Below are 19,478 nucleotides of genomic sequence, written 5' to 3' on the forward strand. Positions count from 1 at the left end.
TGGACTAGTTTTAGTATGGTTGTAGTTACCAGAATTATGCCATCCCGATTTTTTAATCCGAAGGAATAATTATCATAATTAACATCAAACTATACTCATCTATCTATGGAGAAGTGGAGGCTGCATCATGAAAGATACGGAGATTGGTACATTATCAAGCCGGTTGGAAGTTAATATTGCTAATTTGTACCAATTGATGGGTGAAAGCTCTGATGTAGTGATAAAAGAGTTGCAGATAGAAGAGAACACTCATATTTCTTTGATTTACATAGACGGTCTTGTGGATACTCAGGTGCTGCATAATTCAATTTTGTATTCCTTGCAGGAACACATTCCTTACGAACAGCTGAGGGGGCTTTCTCCCGAGCAGAAGTTTGAGATGATTAAGAAACAGATATTAATAGCCGGCGATATAGCCGTCATTGACGATTACAGCCAATTTATTCATCATTTATTGTCCGGTAATATAATGCTGCTGCTTGACGGGTTATCCAGCGCTCTGCGGATCGGCTTACCAGGCTGGGAAGATCGTAATGTAGGGGAGCCTAGCTCACAGTCGGTTGTTCGGGGTCCAATGGAAGGATTCACTGAGAATTTACGGACGAATACGGCACTGGTTCGGCGAAAAATCAAAGATAGCCATTTATGGCTGGAAACCGTTCAGATCGGAAGGGTGACTCAAACCAGCGTATCCATTATGTATCTAAGTAACATCGCCAATAAGGAACTGGTGCAAGAGGTAAAGCGCCGTCTGAATAAAATAGATACAGACAGTATTCTCGAGAGTGGATATATTGAAGAGTTTATTCAAGAGACGGCAGTTACACCTTTTCCTACCGTATACAACAGTGATCGTCCGGATACGATTGCAGCGGGTATTTTGGAAGGAAAAGTGGCCATTCTTGTTGATGGAACTCCTTTTGTACTGCTGGTGCCCACATTTTTTGTGGCATTTTTTCAGTCAGCTGAGGATTATTACCAAAGGGCCGATATTGGAACATTGCTGAGATTAGTTCGTTTTATTTCATTTTTTATTACTTTGCTTGCCCCTTCATTGTATGTTGCGATTACTACCTATCACCAGGAGATGATACCGACCAATCTTGTAATCAGTTTAGCTGCCCAGCGGGAGAGTGTTCCTTTTCCTGCTTTTGTTGAGGCGCTGATCATGGAAATGACTTATGAGATTTTGCGGGAAGCCGGGGTGCGGATACCCAAAAATATTGGTCAGGCGATTTCCATTGTCGGAACGTTGGTGATTGGACAAGCCGCGGTAGCAGCGGGTTTTATTTCATCCGCAATGGTCATTATTGTATCGCTAACAGCTATTTCTAGTTTTGTTATTCCGGAGACAGGAATGTCTATTGCTGCGCGGATGATCCGTTTTGTGCTTATAGCTTTGGCCGGATTCATCGGATTATATGGAATTCTCTTCGGTATTTTCATCATCGTATTGCATTTGTCGAGTCTGCGTTCTTTCGGAATGCCTTATATGAGTCCGCTCGGACCGTATAATTCCAAAGATTTAAAAGACTCTATTTTTCGCTTTCCGTGGCCGTTTTTAAAGACAAGGCCTGCTGAGAATAAGACGCAGAACCTGTTTCGTCAAAGCACATCCAGTGATAAGGAACCAACCAAATGAATAAAAAATTAGCTAGAGGCGTTCTTCGATTAATGCTAGCTCTCCAATTTACGTTAGTGCTAAGCGGCTGTTGGGAAAGAAATGAGCTGAATGAGATAGCTTTTGTCTTGGGGATAGGGATTGACAAGGCAGAAAAAGGTTATACCGTTTCGATGCAGGTCGTTATTCCATCTGCGATTACCTCCCAAACGAATGGAGGAGGGGGAGGCAGTGGAGTCCCAGTGGTTGTATATAAATTTACTGTACCTACGTTTTATGATGCGCTGCGTAAGCTGAATCTGGATAGCTCTAGGTCAAGTTATCTCGGTCATATCCGGGTGTTGGTGATTGGGGAGGAGCTTGCCCGCACCGGAGTGGGTGAGATACTCGATGTATTTAAAAGAAGTCGGGAACCCCGGATGGATTTCTACGTTATGGTTGCCAGAGATACAACCGCCAGCAATGTCTTGAATGTCCTTACACCTATGGATAAATTACCAGCGAACAAATTATTTAGCTCCTTGGATAATTCTTATAAAGATTCAGCAAAAACAGTCGCTGTCACGCTGGATGATTTTATTGAGAATTTATTGTCTGAAGGCGAGAATCCTGTGCTAACCGGAGTGAAAATTATAGGCGATCCCAAAGATGGAGAGGACAAAAGCAATGTAGAGCGAACAATGCCTAAGGCAAGATTGGAATACCATACTGTAGCTGTGTTCAAAAAAGACAAGTTGATCGGTTGGCTAACCGAGGGAGAAACGATTGGTTACAATTATATCAACGATAAGGTAACCGCACATTCTGGCCCGATCGCAGGGGAAGACGGAAAGCCCATTGTAATCGAAGCGATCCAGGCTACAACTAAACGCAAAGTGAAAATCATTAATGGGGAGCCGCATATTTACCTTAGTGTTAAGACGCTTTGCAATATTGAAGAAGTGCAAAGTGTAGAAAATTTGGAATCGGAAAGGACTATAAAACGTTTGGAAAAGGAAACAGAGGAGCGGATTATAGAGCGGATGCAAAAAACTGTGGAGCATGTAAATGATCGTTTCAATGTTGATATTATGGGATTCGGACAATCGATCTACCATGCCAGCCCTAAAGCTTGGGCAAAGCTGCAGCAACAAAAGGGTGACGATTATCTTAAATCATTGCCCATCCATTACAAAGCCTCAGCAGTTATTAACCGCGTGGGTCTCACAGATAATTCTTTTCTTGAAAAAATCAAGGAGTGAAGTAAAATGCTAGTACTGTTATTCTTGGTGATTGCTGTAGGTTGTATGGCACTTGATTTGCCTAAATTAATGCGAAAGCGCCGAGTGCCTGATCTTAGCATATATTTTATTTTTTGGATTTTGGGTCTAGGTGCGACCTTCTGCTCGTTGTTAAAATTGAACATCCCCAGTCCGCTGTTTCTTATTATTTTTATCTATAAGCCAATAAATAATTTATTTGGATTATTGTTTCATTAACAAAAAAGCTGCAATTATCGCAGCTTTTTTTGTTGTATCATCTAGAAGTTATTTACTTAAATTTAAGAATATTTCATGGGATGAAAAATGAGAGGTTGACCATATTTGTCGGTGGGGCATATGATTTGGAATGAACAATTTTTAAGTAAGCTTACGGCTTTACTTGTCTAGAAGCTTGCTCCTTGTTGGATGTATTGTATACTAACAAATGGAAAGAAAACGGTTACAAGGGGGAAGAAATGAAACCAATATTCAAAATTATGATTGTTGATGACGAGATGCTAGTAAGACAAGGAATCAAACATCTTTTGGATTGGGAGAATGAAGGGTATCGAATTGTTGGTGAGGCTGCTAACGGGCTTGAAGCACTAAATATGATGGATGAGGTCAGTCCCCATATCATCATTACAGATATTGTTATGCCAATCATGGGCGGAGAGAAACTGGTTAAGATTGTTAAGGAGAAATACCCTCATATTGAAGTAATCGTCTTAAGTAGTTTCAGTGAATACGATTATGTCCGATCCACATTTCAAAGTGGGGTAGCGGACTACATTCTGAAGCCAAAGCTGGAAGCTGACTATTTGTTATCCATCCTAAATAAAACCACTGCTAAATTGGTAGGGATGGAGATGTCCGATCAAGGAACGGATCCTGGCGAAAAGCAAATTTTGCTAGTTATCGAGAAGCTTATGACCGGATATGAGTCTGGGCTTGAACCTGCTTTGCTTCATGCGAAGTTTCCACACCCACTATTCGCTTTCTTCGGAGCGGATATGAGACATATTAAAGATTCTGGGGATAGGTTAACTTTCACACAGAAAATAGAAAAAGGGCTTAGTACGCTCCCTTTGGGTGATACAGTGTTTATTCGGTTGAAGTTTGTCAATGATTCAGTTATTTATTTGCTTAATGCAAACCCGGAACAGTGGGACGAGCTTGTTATAGAGCTTCGATATCTGGTCTCGGAAATGGATCATTGGGCGAGAGAAACACATTTCGTTATCAGCCAAAGCTTTACGGATTTTAATAAGCTGGGAGAGATTTATCGAGACAATTATTTAAAGCTTACACGATACAGTTTCTACTTGCCGGATCGAAGCTTAATTGAAAACGATCATTTGCCCAGCCTTCCGAGAGCCTATCAGGAATATGATATGGGCGAATTAATGGAACAACTGAAACGTAAGCAATACCAGAAGGCATTTACTGGATTTCTGGAATATGTTCATCTCCGTTCGATGGATTATAGGACCGATATTTTCGAATTCAAATCGTTGTTGGGGAATTTCATATTTAACGTAGCGACCACACTTGGAAAAATGAAGTACGAGACTGGAGGCTTGGAGGCATCCAAATACGATTTCTTTCGAAAAATAGATGAAGCGATGTATGCCGGAGACGCAATTGCTGTTGCTGAAGCCTTTATTCGCGAAGCTGAACGTGCGATTGGTGAGACGAACCTAACGATCAATCCCAATATGACCCGATTGCTTGAATACATTCAGACTCATTACGCTGATCCCATCACGTTGACTGGGGTTGCACGGCAGTTTCATTTCAACGCTTCTTATTTATCGAGCCATTTCACTGCTCAGAATGGTGAAGGATTTAATGAATATTTGAACAAGGTCCGGTTGGAGAAAGCCATGGAGTTACTCGTGACGACGGAAAAAACAATTTCTGATATCAGCGCTAGTGTGGGGTATTCGGATCAGAGTTATTTTACTAAAGTGTTTAAGAAACAGGCAGGTATTTCTCCGAGCCAGTACCGAAGACGGGACGTAGAGCGACCATGATAGGAACTATCATTAACAAGATTAGAAAGCAGGGCCTATTTCTTAAGCTTTTTCTTGTGACCCTCATAAGCATTGTTGCTGTATCCCTGCTGACTTTGTCTATTACCATCCGTATGTCAGAAAATTTATTCTTAAAGACCTTCAGCATAACGAATGGCAAACTACTAAATCAGATGAAGACAAACTTGGAGTCCTACAACAACGTTGTAGCTACGGGTGCTACAATGACAGCTCAGAAAGGTGCCATCCGCAGCTATTTGTCTGGGGGAGAGACGGATTCATTGACACTCGCTATCAAAACCTACCAGATGACAGAAAGCATGCGGGCAGTCCGCTCCAACCTAAGTGCTTTTGATGTGGGGATTATGATTGTAGGTGCGAATGGCAGAAGTTACTCAACTGACCCTTGGTATTGGTCTGCTACTGCTGAAGAATTGAAGAACCACCCGATTACGAAAGCGACAGTGGCTCATCCGCAGCAAATTCTGTACCAGCTTTATCAAAAAGAGGATGGTCAAACCCATAAGAAAGAGATCTTGTTAGTGGCTTCTAAAGCTCTATTTGATCATTCGACCGGCAGTATCTATGGCACTATGTACATTGCAATTCGTGATAGCGATTTCAAGGCCTTCTATGCCAATTTTACGAGTGAAGGTAATGATGTTGTGTTGCTGAATGCAAAAGGGCAAATCGTATCCAGCAACAGGACAGAGCTGATTGGACTGAACGATCAACAGCTGCTTCAAGAAGTAGTTGATGAACAGAGCACAGGAGACAATGGAGAATCTGTCTATGTGATGGGGAATGAACGGGTAGTATTCTCGGAATACTTGCCTGAATTTGATGTTTATTTGGTGAATCTGATCGATAAAAAAGCTGTGACCGGGCAGATGGTTAATGCCAAAGCAGTGTCGTTGACGATCATGGCTATCGTAGCCATTTCGCTTATTATTGTATTTTTAATTACAAGGAAAATGACGAAGTCCCTGCGTGTACTCGTTGAACAGATGTCGAGTATTCCTAAGGGGGGATTCGATAACCACGTGGATGTCGCTACTAGTAGTTATGAAGTTAAGGAGCTAGGCAATGCCTTTAATTTTATGCTTGATTCCCTACATGATTATGTTGATCGGTTGATGGAGACCCAGAAGCAGCAGCGTAATGCGGAGCTGGCCGCCCTTCAAATGCAGATCAATCCCCATTTTTTATACAATACACTGGCTTCTATCAAATTTCTGGTGCAACAGGGCAACAAAGAAAAAGCAGCTGGCACGATAAATTCGCTAATCTCACTCCTGCAAAATACTGTCAGTGATGTTCAATCCACTATACCTGTTAGTCAGGAATTAGAATCGCTGAAGCATTATGTATATATCAATCATGTAAGGTACGGCGAGAAGATCCGCGTGAATTATTTTGTGGAGCCTGAAAGCTTGGATTATCATATGCCAAAGCTAATTCTGCAGCCTTTTATCGAAAATGCGTTCTTTCATGCATTCAATCTTAAAGATGAGGGAAGAATTCTAATCATGATCGCCGTTCAGGAAGATCAGCTTGTATGTGAAGTTGTAGATAATGGTGACGGGATGGACCTTGATCCTAATTTTCTGAAAGAAGAACAGTTGCCAGCCTCGAAGCACAAACGCCAATTGTTCTCCGGGATCGGTATACGGAATGTTGATGACAGAATCAAATTGCTGTACGGAGAGAGTTACGGTATTAACATTACAAGCAAACGAAATGAAGGTACGAAGATCATAATTACGCTTCCATTGTTAAAAGGCTAAAAAATTTACAAAAATCTAAAATTAGTACCAGCGTCGATCTCAGAGGGAAAATAGAATCCAATAATAACACCAAAGCTAACAAAGATACTGCCAAAGAAAGCGAATACAAAATGATAATATGGAATTGTAGCAGAGAAAACGCTTCCATCTTTATTATTTTACAGATTAACAAGGGGGTTACGAAGTGAAAAAATTATTATCCGTGATGCTGGCTAGTGTGGTTCTACTTTCGGCATGTTCCTCAGGTGGAACGAAAAACGAAACGGGCAACTCCGGAAGCGAAGGTAGCAGTAAGCCACAAGAAATCACAGTTTGGGCTTGGGACCCAGCGTTTAACATTGCAGCCATGAATGTTGCCAAAGAAGCTTATGCGAAAGTCAATCCAGACATAACGGTAAACGTCGTAGAGAACGCACAGGCTGATATCGTGCAAAAGCTGAACACAGGGCTGAACTCTGGATCTACGAAGGGTCTTCCTAACATTGTATTGATCGAGGATTACCGTGCGCAAAGCTTTTTACAAGCGTATCCGGATTCCTTTTATGAATTGACTGATGTTGTAAAAGCCGCTGATTTTGCGGATTATAAGATTGGCCCGACCAGTGTTGACGGCAAGCAATACGGTGTTCCGTTTGATTCTGGTGTGACTGGAATGTATGTACGGACAGACTATCTTGAGCAAGCAGGCTACAGCCTGGATGCACTACAGGATATCGACTGGAAGCAATATATCGAGATCGGTAAAGCTGTAAAAGAAAAAACCGGCAAAAGCATGATCACACTGGATCCCAATGATCTTGGACTTATCCGGGTCATGATTCAATCGGCGGGTGCATGGTATACAGGTGAAGACGGTCAGACTCCGACCATTGCAGACAACGCTGCTTTAAAAGAGGCACTTGTATTGTACAAAGAAATGATGGATTCCGGCATCGTGAAAGTTAACTCAGACTGGAGCCAATTTGTAGGCGCATTTAATAGTGGTGAAGTGGCAACCGTGCCGACGGGTAACTGGATTACCCCTTCAATTAAAGCCGAAGCTTCCCAATCCGGTAAGTGGGCAGTAGCTCCACTTCCTAAGCTGGCAGCAACAGCAGGCTCCGTCCATGCATCTAACCTTGGGGGCAGCTCCTGGTATGTAATGAATGTAGATGGTAAAGAAGCCGCTGCGGAGTTCCTTGCAAAAACATTTGCTTCTGATGCTGATTTGTATCAGACGTTGAATACAAAAGTTGGTGTTATCGGCACTTTAAAAGCTGCGGCAAGCGGAGAAGCTTATTCAGCAGCGGATGAATTTTTCAAAGGTCAAAAGGTTGTATCAGATTTTGCGGCATGGACCGAGCAAATTCCTAACGTCAACTACGGCATGAACACTTACGCAATAGAGGACATTATGGTTGTAGCAGTGCAATCTTATCTTGGTGGAAAAGATGTAGATACTGTTCTGAAAGATGCCCAGAAGCAAGCAGATACCCAAGTTCGCTAATCACACTTAGGCTGTACAATCTAAGCCCTTGCTTCTACTTCTCCTGTAAATTGGATTTCTACAGAAGGATGGGTAGCAGGGGCTTTCATCTCTAATAAATCAGACAGAAGGGTGTGAAGTGGAGTGGAAAATGTAAAGCCAGGGCTAAGCTCTCAAAGACATAAAAGCTCTAAGGGTCAACGGCAGATCCATCTGACAGGTTGGTTATTCGTTATTGTGCCGGTAATTATGATCAGTATTTTCTATTTCTATCCAATGATTCAAGCCTTAATTCTATCCTTCAAGACAGGTAGAGGCAACAATCTTCATTTTACCGGCCTTGATAACTATATTCGGCTGTTTAGCGACACCACTTTCCTTACAGCCGTCAAAAACACTTTTATTTACTTGATTATTCAGGTCCCAGTTATGCTGGTGCTGGCGCTCTTTATCGCTGTGCTGCTAAATGACGAAAGACTGAAATTTAAAGGATTTTTCAGAACGGCCATATTTCTGCCAACGGTAACTTCACTTGTAGCGTACTCCGTTGTTTTCAAGTACATGTTTGGAGCCGAAGGTATCGTCAATAAATTTCTGGTGAATCTGCATCTAATCAGCGAACCGATTCAATGGATTACTGACCCCTTCTGGGCCAAAGTCACTATCATTATCGCTATCACTTGGCGCTTTACTGGCTATAATATGATTTTCTATTTGTCCTCACTGCAAAATGTCGACAAATCAATATATGAGGCTGCTCATATAGATGGTGCGAGTGCATTTACACAATTTTTCAAAATTACAATTCCCCTATTGAAGCCGATTATCTTGTTTACGACGATCACATCGACCATTGGTACCCTTCAGTTGTTTGACGAGGTGGTTAACATCACGAAAGGTGGACCCGGCAATGCAACCATGTCGATTTCCCAATATATTTATAACCTTTCCTTTGAATACACACCTAACTTTGGATATGCTGCAACTGTCTCCTATTCGATTGTTGTAATGGTGCTCATTCTGACGCTTATTCAGAACAAAGTAGGAGGGGATAAGAGATAATGAAAACCAAACGCATGTTTACTTACGTATTTCTAATCATCGCTGCGCTGATCTCTATCTTTCCATTTATCTGGATGGTTATAAGCGCCACGAACCAGTCGGTTGATGTAACCAAAGGGACATTGCTGCCGGGTGCACATCTAGTGGAAAATATAAACAATCTATTTAGTTCAGTGGATATGTGGCAGGCTCTCTGGAACTCTGCAAAAATCTCTGTGGTGACTACTGTGCTTTCACTGCTAGTCGCATCGGCGGCTGGATATGGTTTTGAAATGTACCGCAGCCGGAGTAAAGATATCGTATTCAATATTTTACTTGCTTCAATGATGATTCCATTTGCGGCGATCATGGTACCTCTATTTCAAATGTTCGCAAAAGTATCTAGTGTAGTGCCTTTTCTGGGCATCGATACAGCATCGGCGGTCATTCTTCCGACATTTACAACAGCATTTCTAATTTTCTTCTTTCGTCAAAGTACAAAAATGTTTCCTAAGGATATGATGGAGGCTGGGCGCATCGATGGTCTTTCGGAATTTGGTTTGTTCTTCCGCATTTATATGCCAACGATGAAATCAACTTACGCCGCCGCAGCGATTATCACATTTTTAAACAGCTGGAACAATTATCTGTGGCCTTTGATCGTACTGCAATCACCAGAAAATATGACTGTGCCCCTTCTTATCTCGAATCTAGGTTCAGGTTATGCCCCTGACTATGGTCTGATCATGTCTGCGATTGTCATTACAACCTTGCCGACAGCACTAGTGTTCTTCATGATGCAAAAGCAATTTGTAGCTGGGATGACGGGTTCGGTTAAATAAGTTAGCGATCATGTTATGAATAGAGGAGGAAATATAGATGAAGCAGCAGGTTGAACGAAACCTCACTCCAAGTCTGGAATGGTTATCAGACCCTTCCATTTATGCAATAGGCAGAGTGCACGCGCATTCTGACCATCGATATTACCAAACGAAAAATGAAGCCGAAGCGCTTGGAGAAATGCCCTGGCGCCACAGCCTGAACGGCAGCTGGAAATTTAGCTATGCCCAAAATGCCATGGAACGACAGGTTCATTTTTATAAGGAGAACGTGTCTTGCAGAGGCTGGAAGAATATTAAAGTTCCCGGTCATATCCAACTTCAGGGTTATGGGCAGCCTCAGTACGTGAATACGATGTACCCATGGGACGGTCATGAGCATCTTAGACCTCCGATGATCTCTGAGGACCACAATCCTGTAGGCAGCTATGTCAAATATTTTGAAGTTCCTGCGGGCTGGGAGCAACGTCCGGTGTATATATCTTTTCAAGGAGTTGAATCGGCTTTTTATATATGGCTAAACGGGGAATTTGTTGGCTATAGCGAAGATAGCTTTACACCGAGTGAATTTGATTTAACATCGTACTTGACGGAAGGTGAAAATAAGCTGGCGGTCGAAGTCTATCAGCGCAGCACGGGGAGTTGGTTGGAGGATCAGGACTTCTGGCGCTTTTCGGGAATCTTTCGTGAGGTGTATCTATACACCGTGCCGGATGTTCATGTGCGGGATCTCCACGTTCAAACCGATTTGGATGAAAAGTTTGAGCAAGGAACGCTGACGGCTGTCATGCAATTGATAGGTAATTCTGCCTCAAAAGTGCTCCTTGAGCTAAAGGATAGAGCAGGTAATCTTGTAGCTAGTGGGGAAAGTGAAGTTTCAGGAGATTCCCTTTCGCTTACGCTTGCGGCAACAAAGGTGCAGCTGTGGAGCGCAGAAGCTCCTAATCTGTATACCCTTTACGTCTCTGTTTACAACGCATCCGGGGATCTTGTAGAAGTTGTGCCGCAAAAAATTGGTTTTCGGAAATTCGAAATGATAGATAAGATTATGCACTTAAACGGCAAACGTATTGTATTTAAAGGCGTCAACCGACATGAGTTTAATCCGCGCTTTGGACGCAGCATTACAAAAGAAGATATGCTATGGGACATAAAAACCTTAAAGCAGGCGAACATCAACGCTGTGCGGACCTCGCACTATCCGAATATGACGCTCTGGTATGAGTTGTGTGATGAATACGGAGTCTATGTCATTGACGAGATGAATTTAGAGTCGCATGGATCATGGCAGAAAATGGGGGCAGTTGAGCCGTCTTGGAACATCCCCGGCAATAAGCCTGAATGGCAGGATATCGTGATGGATCGTGCGATTTCCATGGTAGAGAGAGACAAAAACCATCCCTCCATTCTAATTTGGTCCTGTGGGAACGAATCTTTTGCAGGAGAAGTAATTTTGAACGTAGCCAATTATTTTCGAGAGAAGGATCCTACTCGTTTGGTTCATTATGAAGGGGTGTTCCATAACCGTGAATATGATGATTCGAGCGATATGGAAAGCCGCATGTATGCGAAAGCGGCAGATATTGAAAGATATTTAACAGAAGATCCGTTAAAGCCATATATTAGCTGTGAATACATGCATGCGATGGGGAATTCCGTCGGGGGACTGCATAAATACACAGAGCTAGAACAGAAGTATCCAATGTATCAGGGTGGATTTATCTGGGATTATATGGATCAGGTGATTATAAAAAATGATCGATACGGTAAGCCCTTCATGGCTTATGGAGGAGACTTTGATGACCGTTCAACCGACTACAACTTCTCCGGTAACGGAATTGTGTATGCGGATCGGAGATGGTCGCCAAAAATGCAGGAAGTGAAATTTCTGTATCAGAACGTCAAGCTGCTCCCGGACAGTCAGGGTTTTACAATCAGAAATGAAAACTTATTTGTGGGCTTGGATGCTTATGAATTACAATACGCTCTGAACTATGAGGGTAGGGTCATCCAGCGTGGAACTGTATTCGCTCAGGTTAATCCAGGCGAGGAAAAATATGTAGAAGTTGATCTACCCGATATCAAGAATCAGTCTGGCGAGTATAGCTTGGATGTTTCACTTGTCCTGAAGGAAGATTCATTATGGGCGAATAGCGGTTATGAAATCGCTTTTGGCCAGCATGTTTTTCAAGTGGCCAATACGTCAGCCGAGGAGTCTTTAACAGATGCTAAAATAACATCTGTCGTGAATGATTTTCGCGTGGTTGAAGGAGATGTGAATATTGGTGTACATGGTCGTGACTTCTCCGTAATGTTCTCAAAGCAGGCGGGCACATTAATTTCTGTTAAATATTCAGGACAGGAAATGATCTCTTCACCGCCGGCACCACTCTTCTGGAGAGCAATGACAGACAATGATAAGGGGGCAGGAATGCATTTCGACTCTTCCCCTTGGTATGCAGCAAGCTTGACCCGTAGAACGTTAAGCTTCGAGCTCGTGGAGGAGAAAGATCGTGCGACCGTGACTTACGTGTATAAGCTTAGTGTATCAGAGGAGGTACGTGTACGTGTAACTTACACAGTGTTCTCCGATGGAAGCATACAGGTGAAATCAAGCTACCATGGAGCAGCGGGTTTACCAAAGCTTCCACTCTTCGCTTTAAGCTTTAAGGTGCCAGCGGATTATCACCAGCTGAATTGGTATGCAAATGGGCCGGAAGAAAATTATATCGACCGTGCGTGTGGAGCAAGATTGTGTCGCTTCCAGAATCATGCGGTGGATAATGTGTCGTCCTATTTGGTGCCGCAGGAATCGGGCAACCGCACAGGTGTGCGCGAAGTATCCATTAAGAACGATTATGGTCAAGGCATTATAATATCGGCACCAGATACAGCCCCTGTTGAAGCCAATATCTCGCCTTACTCGGCAATGGAGCTGGAGAATGCGACACATCATTATGAGCTGCCGAACGTTCACTATACCGTTGTTACCATTGCTGGACGTCAAATGGGCGTAGGCGGGGATGACAGCTGGGGAGCTCCAGTTCTTGATGAATATCAAATCAATCCATCCTTAGATATGGATTTTGAATTTACAATTCGCAGAGCATGATGATAAAAATTCAACAGGCTCGGTTCAATGTTAAATTTGAACCGAGCTTTTTTTATGCTCGTTATAATTCCTTATAATTTGAGCTCAGTAAAACCTTATAAAGTCCTTAGATTTGCTATATATGATCAACGTATAGCAAATGAGAGGATGATATAGGATGGGAGAGTATATTTTACAAACTAATAATTTATCCAAGAGTTTCAGGGGGCAGCGTGCGGTTAGCGATATCAGCATAACCGTAAAAACTAATTCGATTTATGGACTGCTAGGCCCAAACGGCGCAGGTAAATCGACGACCCTAAAAATGATAACAGGGATTCTTCGAGCGACGTCAGGACAAATTTTATTTGACGGTCATCCATGGACACGTAAGGATTTACTACACATTGGAGCGCTGATTGAGTCCCCGCCACTTTACGGGAATTTGACTGCTGCCCAAAATTTGAAGGTACATACGACAATATTAAACTTACCGGATTCTCGGATTCGGGAAGTTCTTGAAATTGTTGATTTAACAACAACAGGCAAAAAAAGAGCGGGACAATTCTCTATGGGCATGAAGCAACGTCTCGGGATTGCGATCGCCTTGTTAAATCAACCTAGACTCTTGATTCTGGATGAACCGACAAATGGGCTTGATCCCATTGGGATTCAGGAATTACGTGAGCTTATACGCTCATTTCCTGCACAAGGGATTACAGTCATTTTATCGAGTCATATTCTTCATGAGGTGGAGCAAATTGCCGATCATATTGGGATCATTAGTAATGGTGTTCTGGGGTATCAGAATGCAATATATCCTGGTGATGATTTGGAGAAATTGTTCATGGAAGTCGTGACTCGGAACAGACAGGAGGTAACAAGATGATCCACTATCTGTTATCTGAAAATCTTAAATTCAAACGAACATTTTCGCGAAAATTGATTGTTGCGGTGCCACTGTTTTTTTCTTCTATTTTCATTTTTCACACAACAGAACCTGCAAACGGAAGACCACTATTTTATGGAAATGGTATTTAATTGGTGGCCGCTGTTATTCATGACCATAGGATCTGCTTTGTTGTCTACACTATCGAATAACAAGGATCGTAAGGCTGGAGGGTACCGTAGCTTAAGCAGTCATGGAATTAGTATCGCTAAACTTTGGCTCAGTAAAATAATTGTGGTGTCATATTATTTGTTGCTGTCTTCGCTGCTTCTTATTGCAGTAATGTACCTATCTGGTCTTTTGTTTCCTTTGGGTGCAGCAGCCTTATCTGAAATTACAACAGCTGCTATTGTTGTTTGGTTGACCTCTTTGGGGATGATTCCAATCTATCTATTCTTAGCCGAACAATTTGGGGCGGTAGTATCTATTCTTGCAGGTCTGTTTGGGATGATTGTGAGTGTACTAGCAGCGGATCAACCTTCATGGATTTATGTTCCGTGGAGTTGGGCTTTAAGGTTAATGTGTCCCATTGTTGGTGTGCGTCCCAATGGTGTGGCTCTTTCAGCACAGGATGCTCTAAGAGACTCTTCGGTTATTTTACCTGGAATTGTGGTGTCGCTGGTATTCTTTTTGGTGACCCTCACCTTAACTAGCTGCTGGTTTAGTAGAAGAGAGGTGCGATAGAGATGGTGATACTCCGACTATTACAAGCTGAATGGTTGATGACTAAGCACACTGCAATTCGTTGGTTGATATTCCTTGTTCCTGTTCTATATCCGATGATGGTACTTTGGTATTTTTCACAGCGTGCGGATCAGCTTCACATCTATGATGGTTATTTTTCATTAATAGCCTTTGGGTTGCCTGTTGGGATAGGATTATTCTCTGCTTTAATGAGTGGTTTAGAGGAGGGGGCAGGGGGATTCTATAATCTATTAAGTGCTCTTTCACGTCCGAAGTGTTATGTAAGAAAACTAGGGTTCATAATCTTGGCGATGATATGGATCGTATTCGGTTCAACATCAATTCTAATACTGGGCATGAAAAAAATTTTGCATATAGAGCGGATACAATATCTAATATTCTGGCAAGGAGCTTGTTGGGTAGTAGGCACTGCTCTAATCTTAATGATCTTTCATCTCATCTTAAGTTATGCTGGAGGCATGGGACTTTCTCTAACGGTGGGTAGTGCAGGTACGCTAATTGCAGCTATCGTAGGTGGAACAATTGTAGGCGATAAAGTGTGGTTATACATACCGTGGGCCTGGTCGATGCGGATGATTCAACTTCCCTTATTTTATGCTCAACCCAACGGGCTCATTGAAACGGAAGTATTGAAGCTGCAACTTATTCATTCCGTACCTGCTATACTTATTAGTACAATGGTAATGGCAGTGTTAGGCTTGATATGGTTTCATTACTTTCAGGGTAGGAAATCATATGAATAAATAGGAGTGAGGTCACTGGCTAATATTTTAATAATAGATGATGAACCTGATATTTTGGCGCTAGTAAATAATATTCTTAGCAAAGATCACCATAGGGTTACGATAAAAACAAGTGCACGACATATGCCTTTGAATGAGTACTCGACATTTGATTTAATCCTGTTGGACGTGATGATGCCAGATATCGATGGTTTTGAGCTCTGTACTCAAATCAGGGATATCGTAGACTGTCCGATTCTGTTTCTTACAGCTAAATCAATGGAAACGGATATTATGTTTGGACTTAGTGTAGGTGCAGACGACTATATCGTGAAGCCTTTTCGTGCAGGCGAGTTGAAGGCTCGGGTGAACGCTCATCTGCGGCGTGAAAATCGAGAGAAAAATCATATGTTAAGCGCATCTGGAGTGAAATTCAATCTCTCGGCAAAGGAGATTTTTGTTGATAAAGAGAAAATAAATCTCACTAAAAGTGAATATCAGATATGTGAATTTCTTGCTAGAAATAAAGGTCAGGTTTTTTCCAAAGAACAAATTTATGAATCGGTTTATGGCTATGACAGAGAAAGCGATAGCTCAACTATTACAGAACATGTGAAAAATATCCGCAGTAAGCTGAGTGCGAGGGAGGTTTCACCGATTGAAACCGTTTGGGGGATAGGTTACAAATGGGTGTGAAACGAATACGGCTCCGTACAGTCTTCATTCAATATTTATTATCATTAGGTGCGTGTACTCTATTATTGGCATTTCTGTGTTTAGGGGTATTTACTCTCTTAATGCAGTATGGAATGATTGTTCCAGCAAACCATACCGAGCAATCCATTGCAAAGTCTTGGGATGTTTTGCAGCGTGCGCCACAAATTACGGAAGAAATGATCCCTTGGGGAGCGGAATATGCGGTATTGGATCAGCAAAAGAACTATATTTCAGGAAATATTCCTAAAGAACGTGCTCTAGATATATTGCAGAAGAATCAAAGCAGTTGTAATCTTATGGGTACAAACTGCAGCGATGTGATTGAGCGGGAGCATGAGGTTATCGTACTGCAATATGCGATCGTACCGCAGTTCACCTCGAATTTTCTGCATAACACGCTGCCTAATCCGCAATTAACGCTATTGCTGTTTTTTGTAGTTCTGATGTTACTGGAAGTTATTCTGATTTCTGGATTTTTCGCTCGAAGACTGAGTCAAAAAATGGCTTCCTTGCAGGAAGCTGCACATCACATTGAAGCTAAGAATTTGGATTTTACTGTCGTGTATTCTGGGGTCAGTGAAATTGATGAGGTGCTATCATCCCTGGAACAGCTGAGAGAGGAATTGAAAAAGTCGCTAGAACAGCAATGGAATCTGGAACAAATGAAAAAAGAGCAGATTTCTGCGCTTGCCCACGACATTAAGACTCCTCTTACGATTATTCAAGGAAATGCAGATTTGCTGATAGACTCAGATTTAGCAGAGAATCAGCAAGAATATATAGGGTATATTTCCAAAAATGCAGATCAAATCGAACAATACATGGCAACACTCATTGAGATTTCAAATACAAGAAAACAAATTTCTCCCCGCTCTAAATGGGTTGCAACGGATGCCTTTATCCAGCAAATTCGTATGCAGTTAGATGCGTTGGTTGTCCCTAAGCGTCTTCAGATAGAATTTCACCAGGACAATAATCTGCCCCCTGAGGTGTTGATTGACGATGAGCTACTTCATCGGGCTATGATGAATGTACTCGCTAATGCGGTAGAGTATTCCCCGTATGAGAGTGTGATTTATTTGCAGGTTGAGGCAAAACAAGATCGGTGGAGTATAACGGTAACAGACAGTGGATCAGGATTTACAAGTGAGGGACTCCAATCAGCAGTTAAGCAGTTTTATCGAGGGGACAGTAGCCGTACCTCCAAAAGTCACTATGGATTGGGACTTTATATTGCCGACACCATTGTCAGGCAGCATCAGGGCAGTCTGCATATTAGCAATTCTACCCTCACGGGTGGAGGTCAAGTTCGAATCGACGTCCCAGTTCGTGGAGTTAGGTAGAGGTTTATTACACCTCTTAGAATAACATTGGATAAAACTTCTGGTTTATCTGATGAAATTCTAAGGGGTGTATTTTTTATGACGATCAAAACCAAATTCTCAATTGTTGGAAAAGTAGATTAAAATATTGATTGCTATATACAATTAAATACAATAAAGTTGTCATATAGAGGATAATTTTGTCGATTTTTCTGCAAAAATGTTCCAATCCACATTGTATCAGGTGACATTAGGGTCTATGAGGTTCAAATCCTCTTCCTGAAAAAGACATAAGAAAGTGGTGCGCATAATGAGTAGCAACAGATTTGAAAACAAAGTAGTTATTATTACGGGTGCTGGTACCGGAATCGGAAAAGCTACAGCATTGAGAGTAGCAAGAGAGGGTGGTACTGTAGTAGTTGCCAATCGATCAGATGCTGGCGCTAACACAGTCGAAGAAATCAAAGCTTTAGGTGGAGAAGCGCTGTTTGTGCGGTCAGACGTTTCAGTTGAAGCAGACTGCAAAAATATCGTAGATCAAACCTTAGCAGCTTATGGAAAGATTGATTGCCTTTATAATAACTCAGCAATTACAGGAGATAATGCGGATGTTACAGAATATGATCCGATATTGTTTCAAAAGGTGATTCAGACAAATCTTAATGGCCAATTCTACATGTTGCATTATGCATTACCACATATGAAATCCGGTGCTTCCGTTCTAAACTGTTCCTCCTTGCATGGTATTTTTATTGGGATGGCAAATGATGCAGCTTATTCAGCAAGTAAACACGCCATTGTGGGCATGACTAAATCGGTTGCTAAAGAAGTGGGTCACCGTAATATCAGAGTAAATGCTATTTGCCCTGGTCCTATTCCTACACCAACCATGAACAGATACGAAAAGTTGTTGTCTGATGATGTAGAGATGCTTCAATCTCTTATCGCTTCTGGAACGGCTTTGGGCAGATATGGTACGCCTGAGGAAGTAGCTGCTTTTGCATGTTTCCTTCTAAGTGATGAGGCTTCATTTATTACAGGTACAGCACATGTGATTGACGGGGGCTACTCCGCAACTAAGTAATTAGACGGATTAATTTACTTATATAAGCATTTAGTATTGAAGGCTTTGCGGCGTATTCCTGTTCGAATATCTATAGGATGAATGGACTGGAGTTGGAAGGCGCACGCAGAGCCTTTTTTAGTTGTTTCTAAACGATAACGGAATTACACAAGTGTGAATGAAATTAAGGCAAATATAACCATGGATATGTTGGAATTTGTAGAAATTTGTATTTTAATATAAATAAAAAAAGAAATTTGTCGATAATAATATAGGTAATAGGTATGAGTTAAAATATATTAGAAAGGATGTTGCAATAAAACGATACAGGAAATAGATGTCATTAACTATTGATTGTAACGATATGGCATCATTTAAACAAGGCAGTTTGTTCCAAACCCAGTTGCCAAAAGTAGAAGTTACTGAAAAGCCTGGGCAGAAATTTTTTGTCTGTTGGAGTTACATACATTACTTTCTATTATTAAAAAATAACTATTAAAACTTGGAGGAATACAATTATGTCATACACAATTAAATACAACAAAAGTGAAAACCACATCGATGTAGTATCTATCGATTTTTCTGCTGAGGATGTTCCAGGATACTTGAAAGATTTTGAGAATATCATGAAGCTTGTTAGTCCTAAATTTACAGGTACAACTGATGTAACTGAATCTGCAAGTGTACTTTCCCCTGAAGTTGCAGCAATGTTGGCTCCAACAGGTGAGATGGCGAAAGCAGCTGGCCAAGCAGGATGGGCTTATGTAACTAAAAACCCAATTTGGAAAATGCAATTGAAACGTATTTTTGGCAGAGATTTTGCTGATGCTTACGATACCTATGAAGAAGCTAGAACAGTACTGAAAAAATTGCAATAAT

16 protein-coding genes are annotated in these 19,478 nt (G+C 41.7%); all 16 read left to right on the plus strand.

What is annotated here, in order from left to right:
• The first annotated feature begins 127 nt into the window (after positions 1 to 127).
• The 16 genes from MHI32_RS06975 (at position 128) to MHI32_RS07050 (ending at position 19,477) form a co-directional block, all read left to right on the plus strand.
• Positions 128 to 1,642: a spore germination protein gene (locus tag MHI32_RS06975; protein WP_076125412.1), complete on the plus strand. Its 1,515-nt coding sequence runs from the start codon at positions 128 to 130 to the stop codon at positions 1,640 to 1,642.
• The gene (locus MHI32_RS06980; RefSeq protein WP_339190011.1) at positions 1,639 to 2,862 is read left to right on the plus strand and encodes a Ger(x)C family spore germination protein; all 1,224 of its coding nucleotides are present in this window, start codon (positions 1,639 to 1,641) and stop codon (positions 2,860 to 2,862) included. Before MHI32_RS06975 ends, MHI32_RS06980 begins: the two co-directional genes overlap by 4 nt.
• 6 nt (positions 2,863 to 2,868) lie before the next feature.
• Positions 2,869 to 3,099 (plus strand): hypothetical protein, encoded by a 231-nt coding sequence (locus MHI32_RS06985; RefSeq protein ID WP_076218299.1) that lies wholly within the window; start codon positions 2,869 to 2,871, stop codon positions 3,097 to 3,099.
• A gap of 239 nt (positions 3,100 to 3,338) precedes the next feature.
• Complete coding sequence (locus MHI32_RS06990) at positions 3,339 to 4,898, plus strand: helix-turn-helix domain-containing protein (protein ID WP_339190012.1); 1,560 nt, start codon at positions 3,339 to 3,341, stop codon at positions 4,896 to 4,898.
• Positions 4,895 to 6,685, plus strand: a complete 1,791-nt coding sequence (locus tag MHI32_RS06995) for a sensor histidine kinase (RefSeq protein ID WP_339190013.1) — start codon at positions 4,895 to 4,897, stop codon at positions 6,683 to 6,685. The genes MHI32_RS06990 and MHI32_RS06995 overlap by 4 nt, the downstream gene beginning before the upstream one ends.
• Positions 6,686 to 6,869: 184 nt before the next feature.
• Positions 6,870 to 8,171: an extracellular solute-binding protein gene (locus tag MHI32_RS07000; protein WP_076125404.1), complete on the plus strand. Its 1,302-nt coding sequence runs from the start codon at positions 6,870 to 6,872 to the stop codon at positions 8,169 to 8,171.
• A gap of 228 nt (positions 8,172 to 8,399) precedes the next feature.
• Positions 8,400 to 9,212, plus strand: coding sequence for a sugar ABC transporter permease (locus tag MHI32_RS07005; protein ID WP_232061505.1), 813 nt, complete (start codon positions 8,400 to 8,402; stop codon positions 9,210 to 9,212).
• The gene (locus tag MHI32_RS07010; protein ID WP_036675882.1) at positions 9,212 to 10,033 is read left to right on the plus strand and encodes a carbohydrate ABC transporter permease; all 822 of its coding nucleotides are present in this window, start codon (positions 9,212 to 9,214) and stop codon (positions 10,031 to 10,033) included. The genes MHI32_RS07005 and MHI32_RS07010 overlap by 1 nt, the downstream gene beginning before the upstream one ends.
• A gap of 37 nt (positions 10,034 to 10,070) precedes the next feature.
• Positions 10,071 to 13,142 (plus strand): glycoside hydrolase family 2 TIM barrel-domain containing protein, encoded by a 3,072-nt coding sequence (locus tag MHI32_RS07015; protein ID WP_340012074.1) that lies wholly within the window; start codon positions 10,071 to 10,073, stop codon positions 13,140 to 13,142.
• A 157-nt stretch (positions 13,143 to 13,299) separates the two neighbouring features.
• Complete coding sequence (locus MHI32_RS07020) at positions 13,300 to 14,010, plus strand: lantibiotic protection ABC transporter ATP-binding protein (protein ID WP_076308038.1); 711 nt, start codon at positions 13,300 to 13,302, stop codon at positions 14,008 to 14,010.
• Positions 14,011 to 14,070: 60 nt separating this feature from the next.
• Positions 14,071 to 14,754, plus strand: a complete 684-nt coding sequence (locus tag MHI32_RS07025) for a lantibiotic immunity ABC transporter MutE/EpiE family permease subunit (RefSeq protein ID WP_340012075.1) — start codon at positions 14,071 to 14,073, stop codon at positions 14,752 to 14,754.
• A 2-nt stretch (positions 14,755 to 14,756) separates the two neighbouring features.
• Complete coding sequence (locus MHI32_RS07030) at positions 14,757 to 15,518, plus strand: lantibiotic immunity ABC transporter MutG family permease subunit (RefSeq protein WP_340012076.1); 762 nt, start codon at positions 14,757 to 14,759, stop codon at positions 15,516 to 15,518.
• Between the two features lie 15 nt (positions 15,519 to 15,533).
• On the plus strand, positions 15,534 to 16,193 hold the full coding sequence (locus tag MHI32_RS07035; protein ID WP_076125504.1) for a response regulator transcription factor: 660 nt from the start codon (positions 15,534 to 15,536) through the stop codon (positions 16,191 to 16,193).
• A 101-nt stretch (positions 16,194 to 16,294) separates the two neighbouring features.
• Entirely contained in the window at positions 16,295 to 17,557 is a 1,263-nt protein-coding gene (locus MHI32_RS07040; protein WP_340012077.1) for a HAMP domain-containing sensor histidine kinase, read from the plus strand.
• 289 nt (positions 17,558 to 17,846) lie between these two features.
• Entirely contained in the window at positions 17,847 to 18,620 is a 774-nt protein-coding gene (locus MHI32_RS07045) for an SDR family NAD(P)-dependent oxidoreductase (protein ID WP_036675873.1), read from the plus strand.
• A gap of 497 nt (positions 18,621 to 19,117) precedes the next feature.
• Entirely contained in the window at positions 19,118 to 19,477 is a 360-nt protein-coding gene (locus MHI32_RS07050; protein WP_036675871.1) for a hypothetical protein, read from the plus strand.
• Position 19,478 lies beyond the last annotated feature (1 nt).

This window comes from Paenibacillus sp. FSL H7-0690, assembly GCF_037980415.1.
GTDB lineage: Bacteria > Bacillota > Bacilli > Paenibacillales > Paenibacillaceae > Paenibacillus_AQ > Paenibacillus_AQ odorifer.

What these genes read in the sequence shown, in the direction of transcription:
- MHI32_RS06975 (WP_076125412.1), top strand. Translation starts at nt 128, where the DNA reads ATGAAAGATACGGAGATTGGTACATTATCAAGCCGGTTGGAAGTTAAT.
- MHI32_RS06980 (WP_339190011.1), top strand. Translation starts at nt 1,639, where the DNA reads ATGAATAAAAAATTAGCTAGAGGCGTTCTTCGATTAATGCTAGCTCTC.
- MHI32_RS06985 (WP_076218299.1), top strand. Translation starts at nt 2,869, where the DNA reads ATGCTAGTACTGTTATTCTTGGTGATTGCTGTAGGTTGTATGGCACTT.
- MHI32_RS06990 (WP_339190012.1), top strand. Translation starts at nt 3,339, where the DNA reads ATGAAACCAATATTCAAAATTATGATTGTTGATGACGAGATGCTAGTA.
- MHI32_RS06995 (WP_339190013.1), top strand. Translation starts at nt 4,895, where the DNA reads ATGATAGGAACTATCATTAACAAGATTAGAAAGCAGGGCCTATTTCTT.
- MHI32_RS07005 (WP_232061505.1), top strand. Translation starts at nt 8,400, where the DNA reads ATGATCAGTATTTTCTATTTCTATCCAATGATTCAAGCCTTAATTCTA.
- MHI32_RS07010 (WP_036675882.1), top strand. Translation starts at nt 9,212, where the DNA reads ATGAAAACCAAACGCATGTTTACTTACGTATTTCTAATCATCGCTGCG.
- MHI32_RS07015 (WP_340012074.1), top strand. Translation starts at nt 10,071, where the DNA reads ATGAAGCAGCAGGTTGAACGAAACCTCACTCCAAGTCTGGAATGGTTA.
- MHI32_RS07020 (WP_076308038.1), top strand. Translation starts at nt 13,300, where the DNA reads ATGGGAGAGTATATTTTACAAACTAATAATTTATCCAAGAGTTTCAGG.
- MHI32_RS07030 (WP_340012076.1), top strand. Translation starts at nt 14,757, where the DNA reads ATGGTGATACTCCGACTATTACAAGCTGAATGGTTGATGACTAAGCAC.
- MHI32_RS07040 (WP_340012077.1), top strand. Translation starts at nt 16,295, where the DNA reads ATGCAGTATGGAATGATTGTTCCAGCAAACCATACCGAGCAATCCATT.
- MHI32_RS07045 (WP_036675873.1), top strand. Translation starts at nt 17,847, where the DNA reads ATGAGTAGCAACAGATTTGAAAACAAAGTAGTTATTATTACGGGTGCT.
- MHI32_RS07050 (WP_036675871.1), top strand. Translation starts at nt 19,118, where the DNA reads ATGTCATACACAATTAAATACAACAAAAGTGAAAACCACATCGATGTA.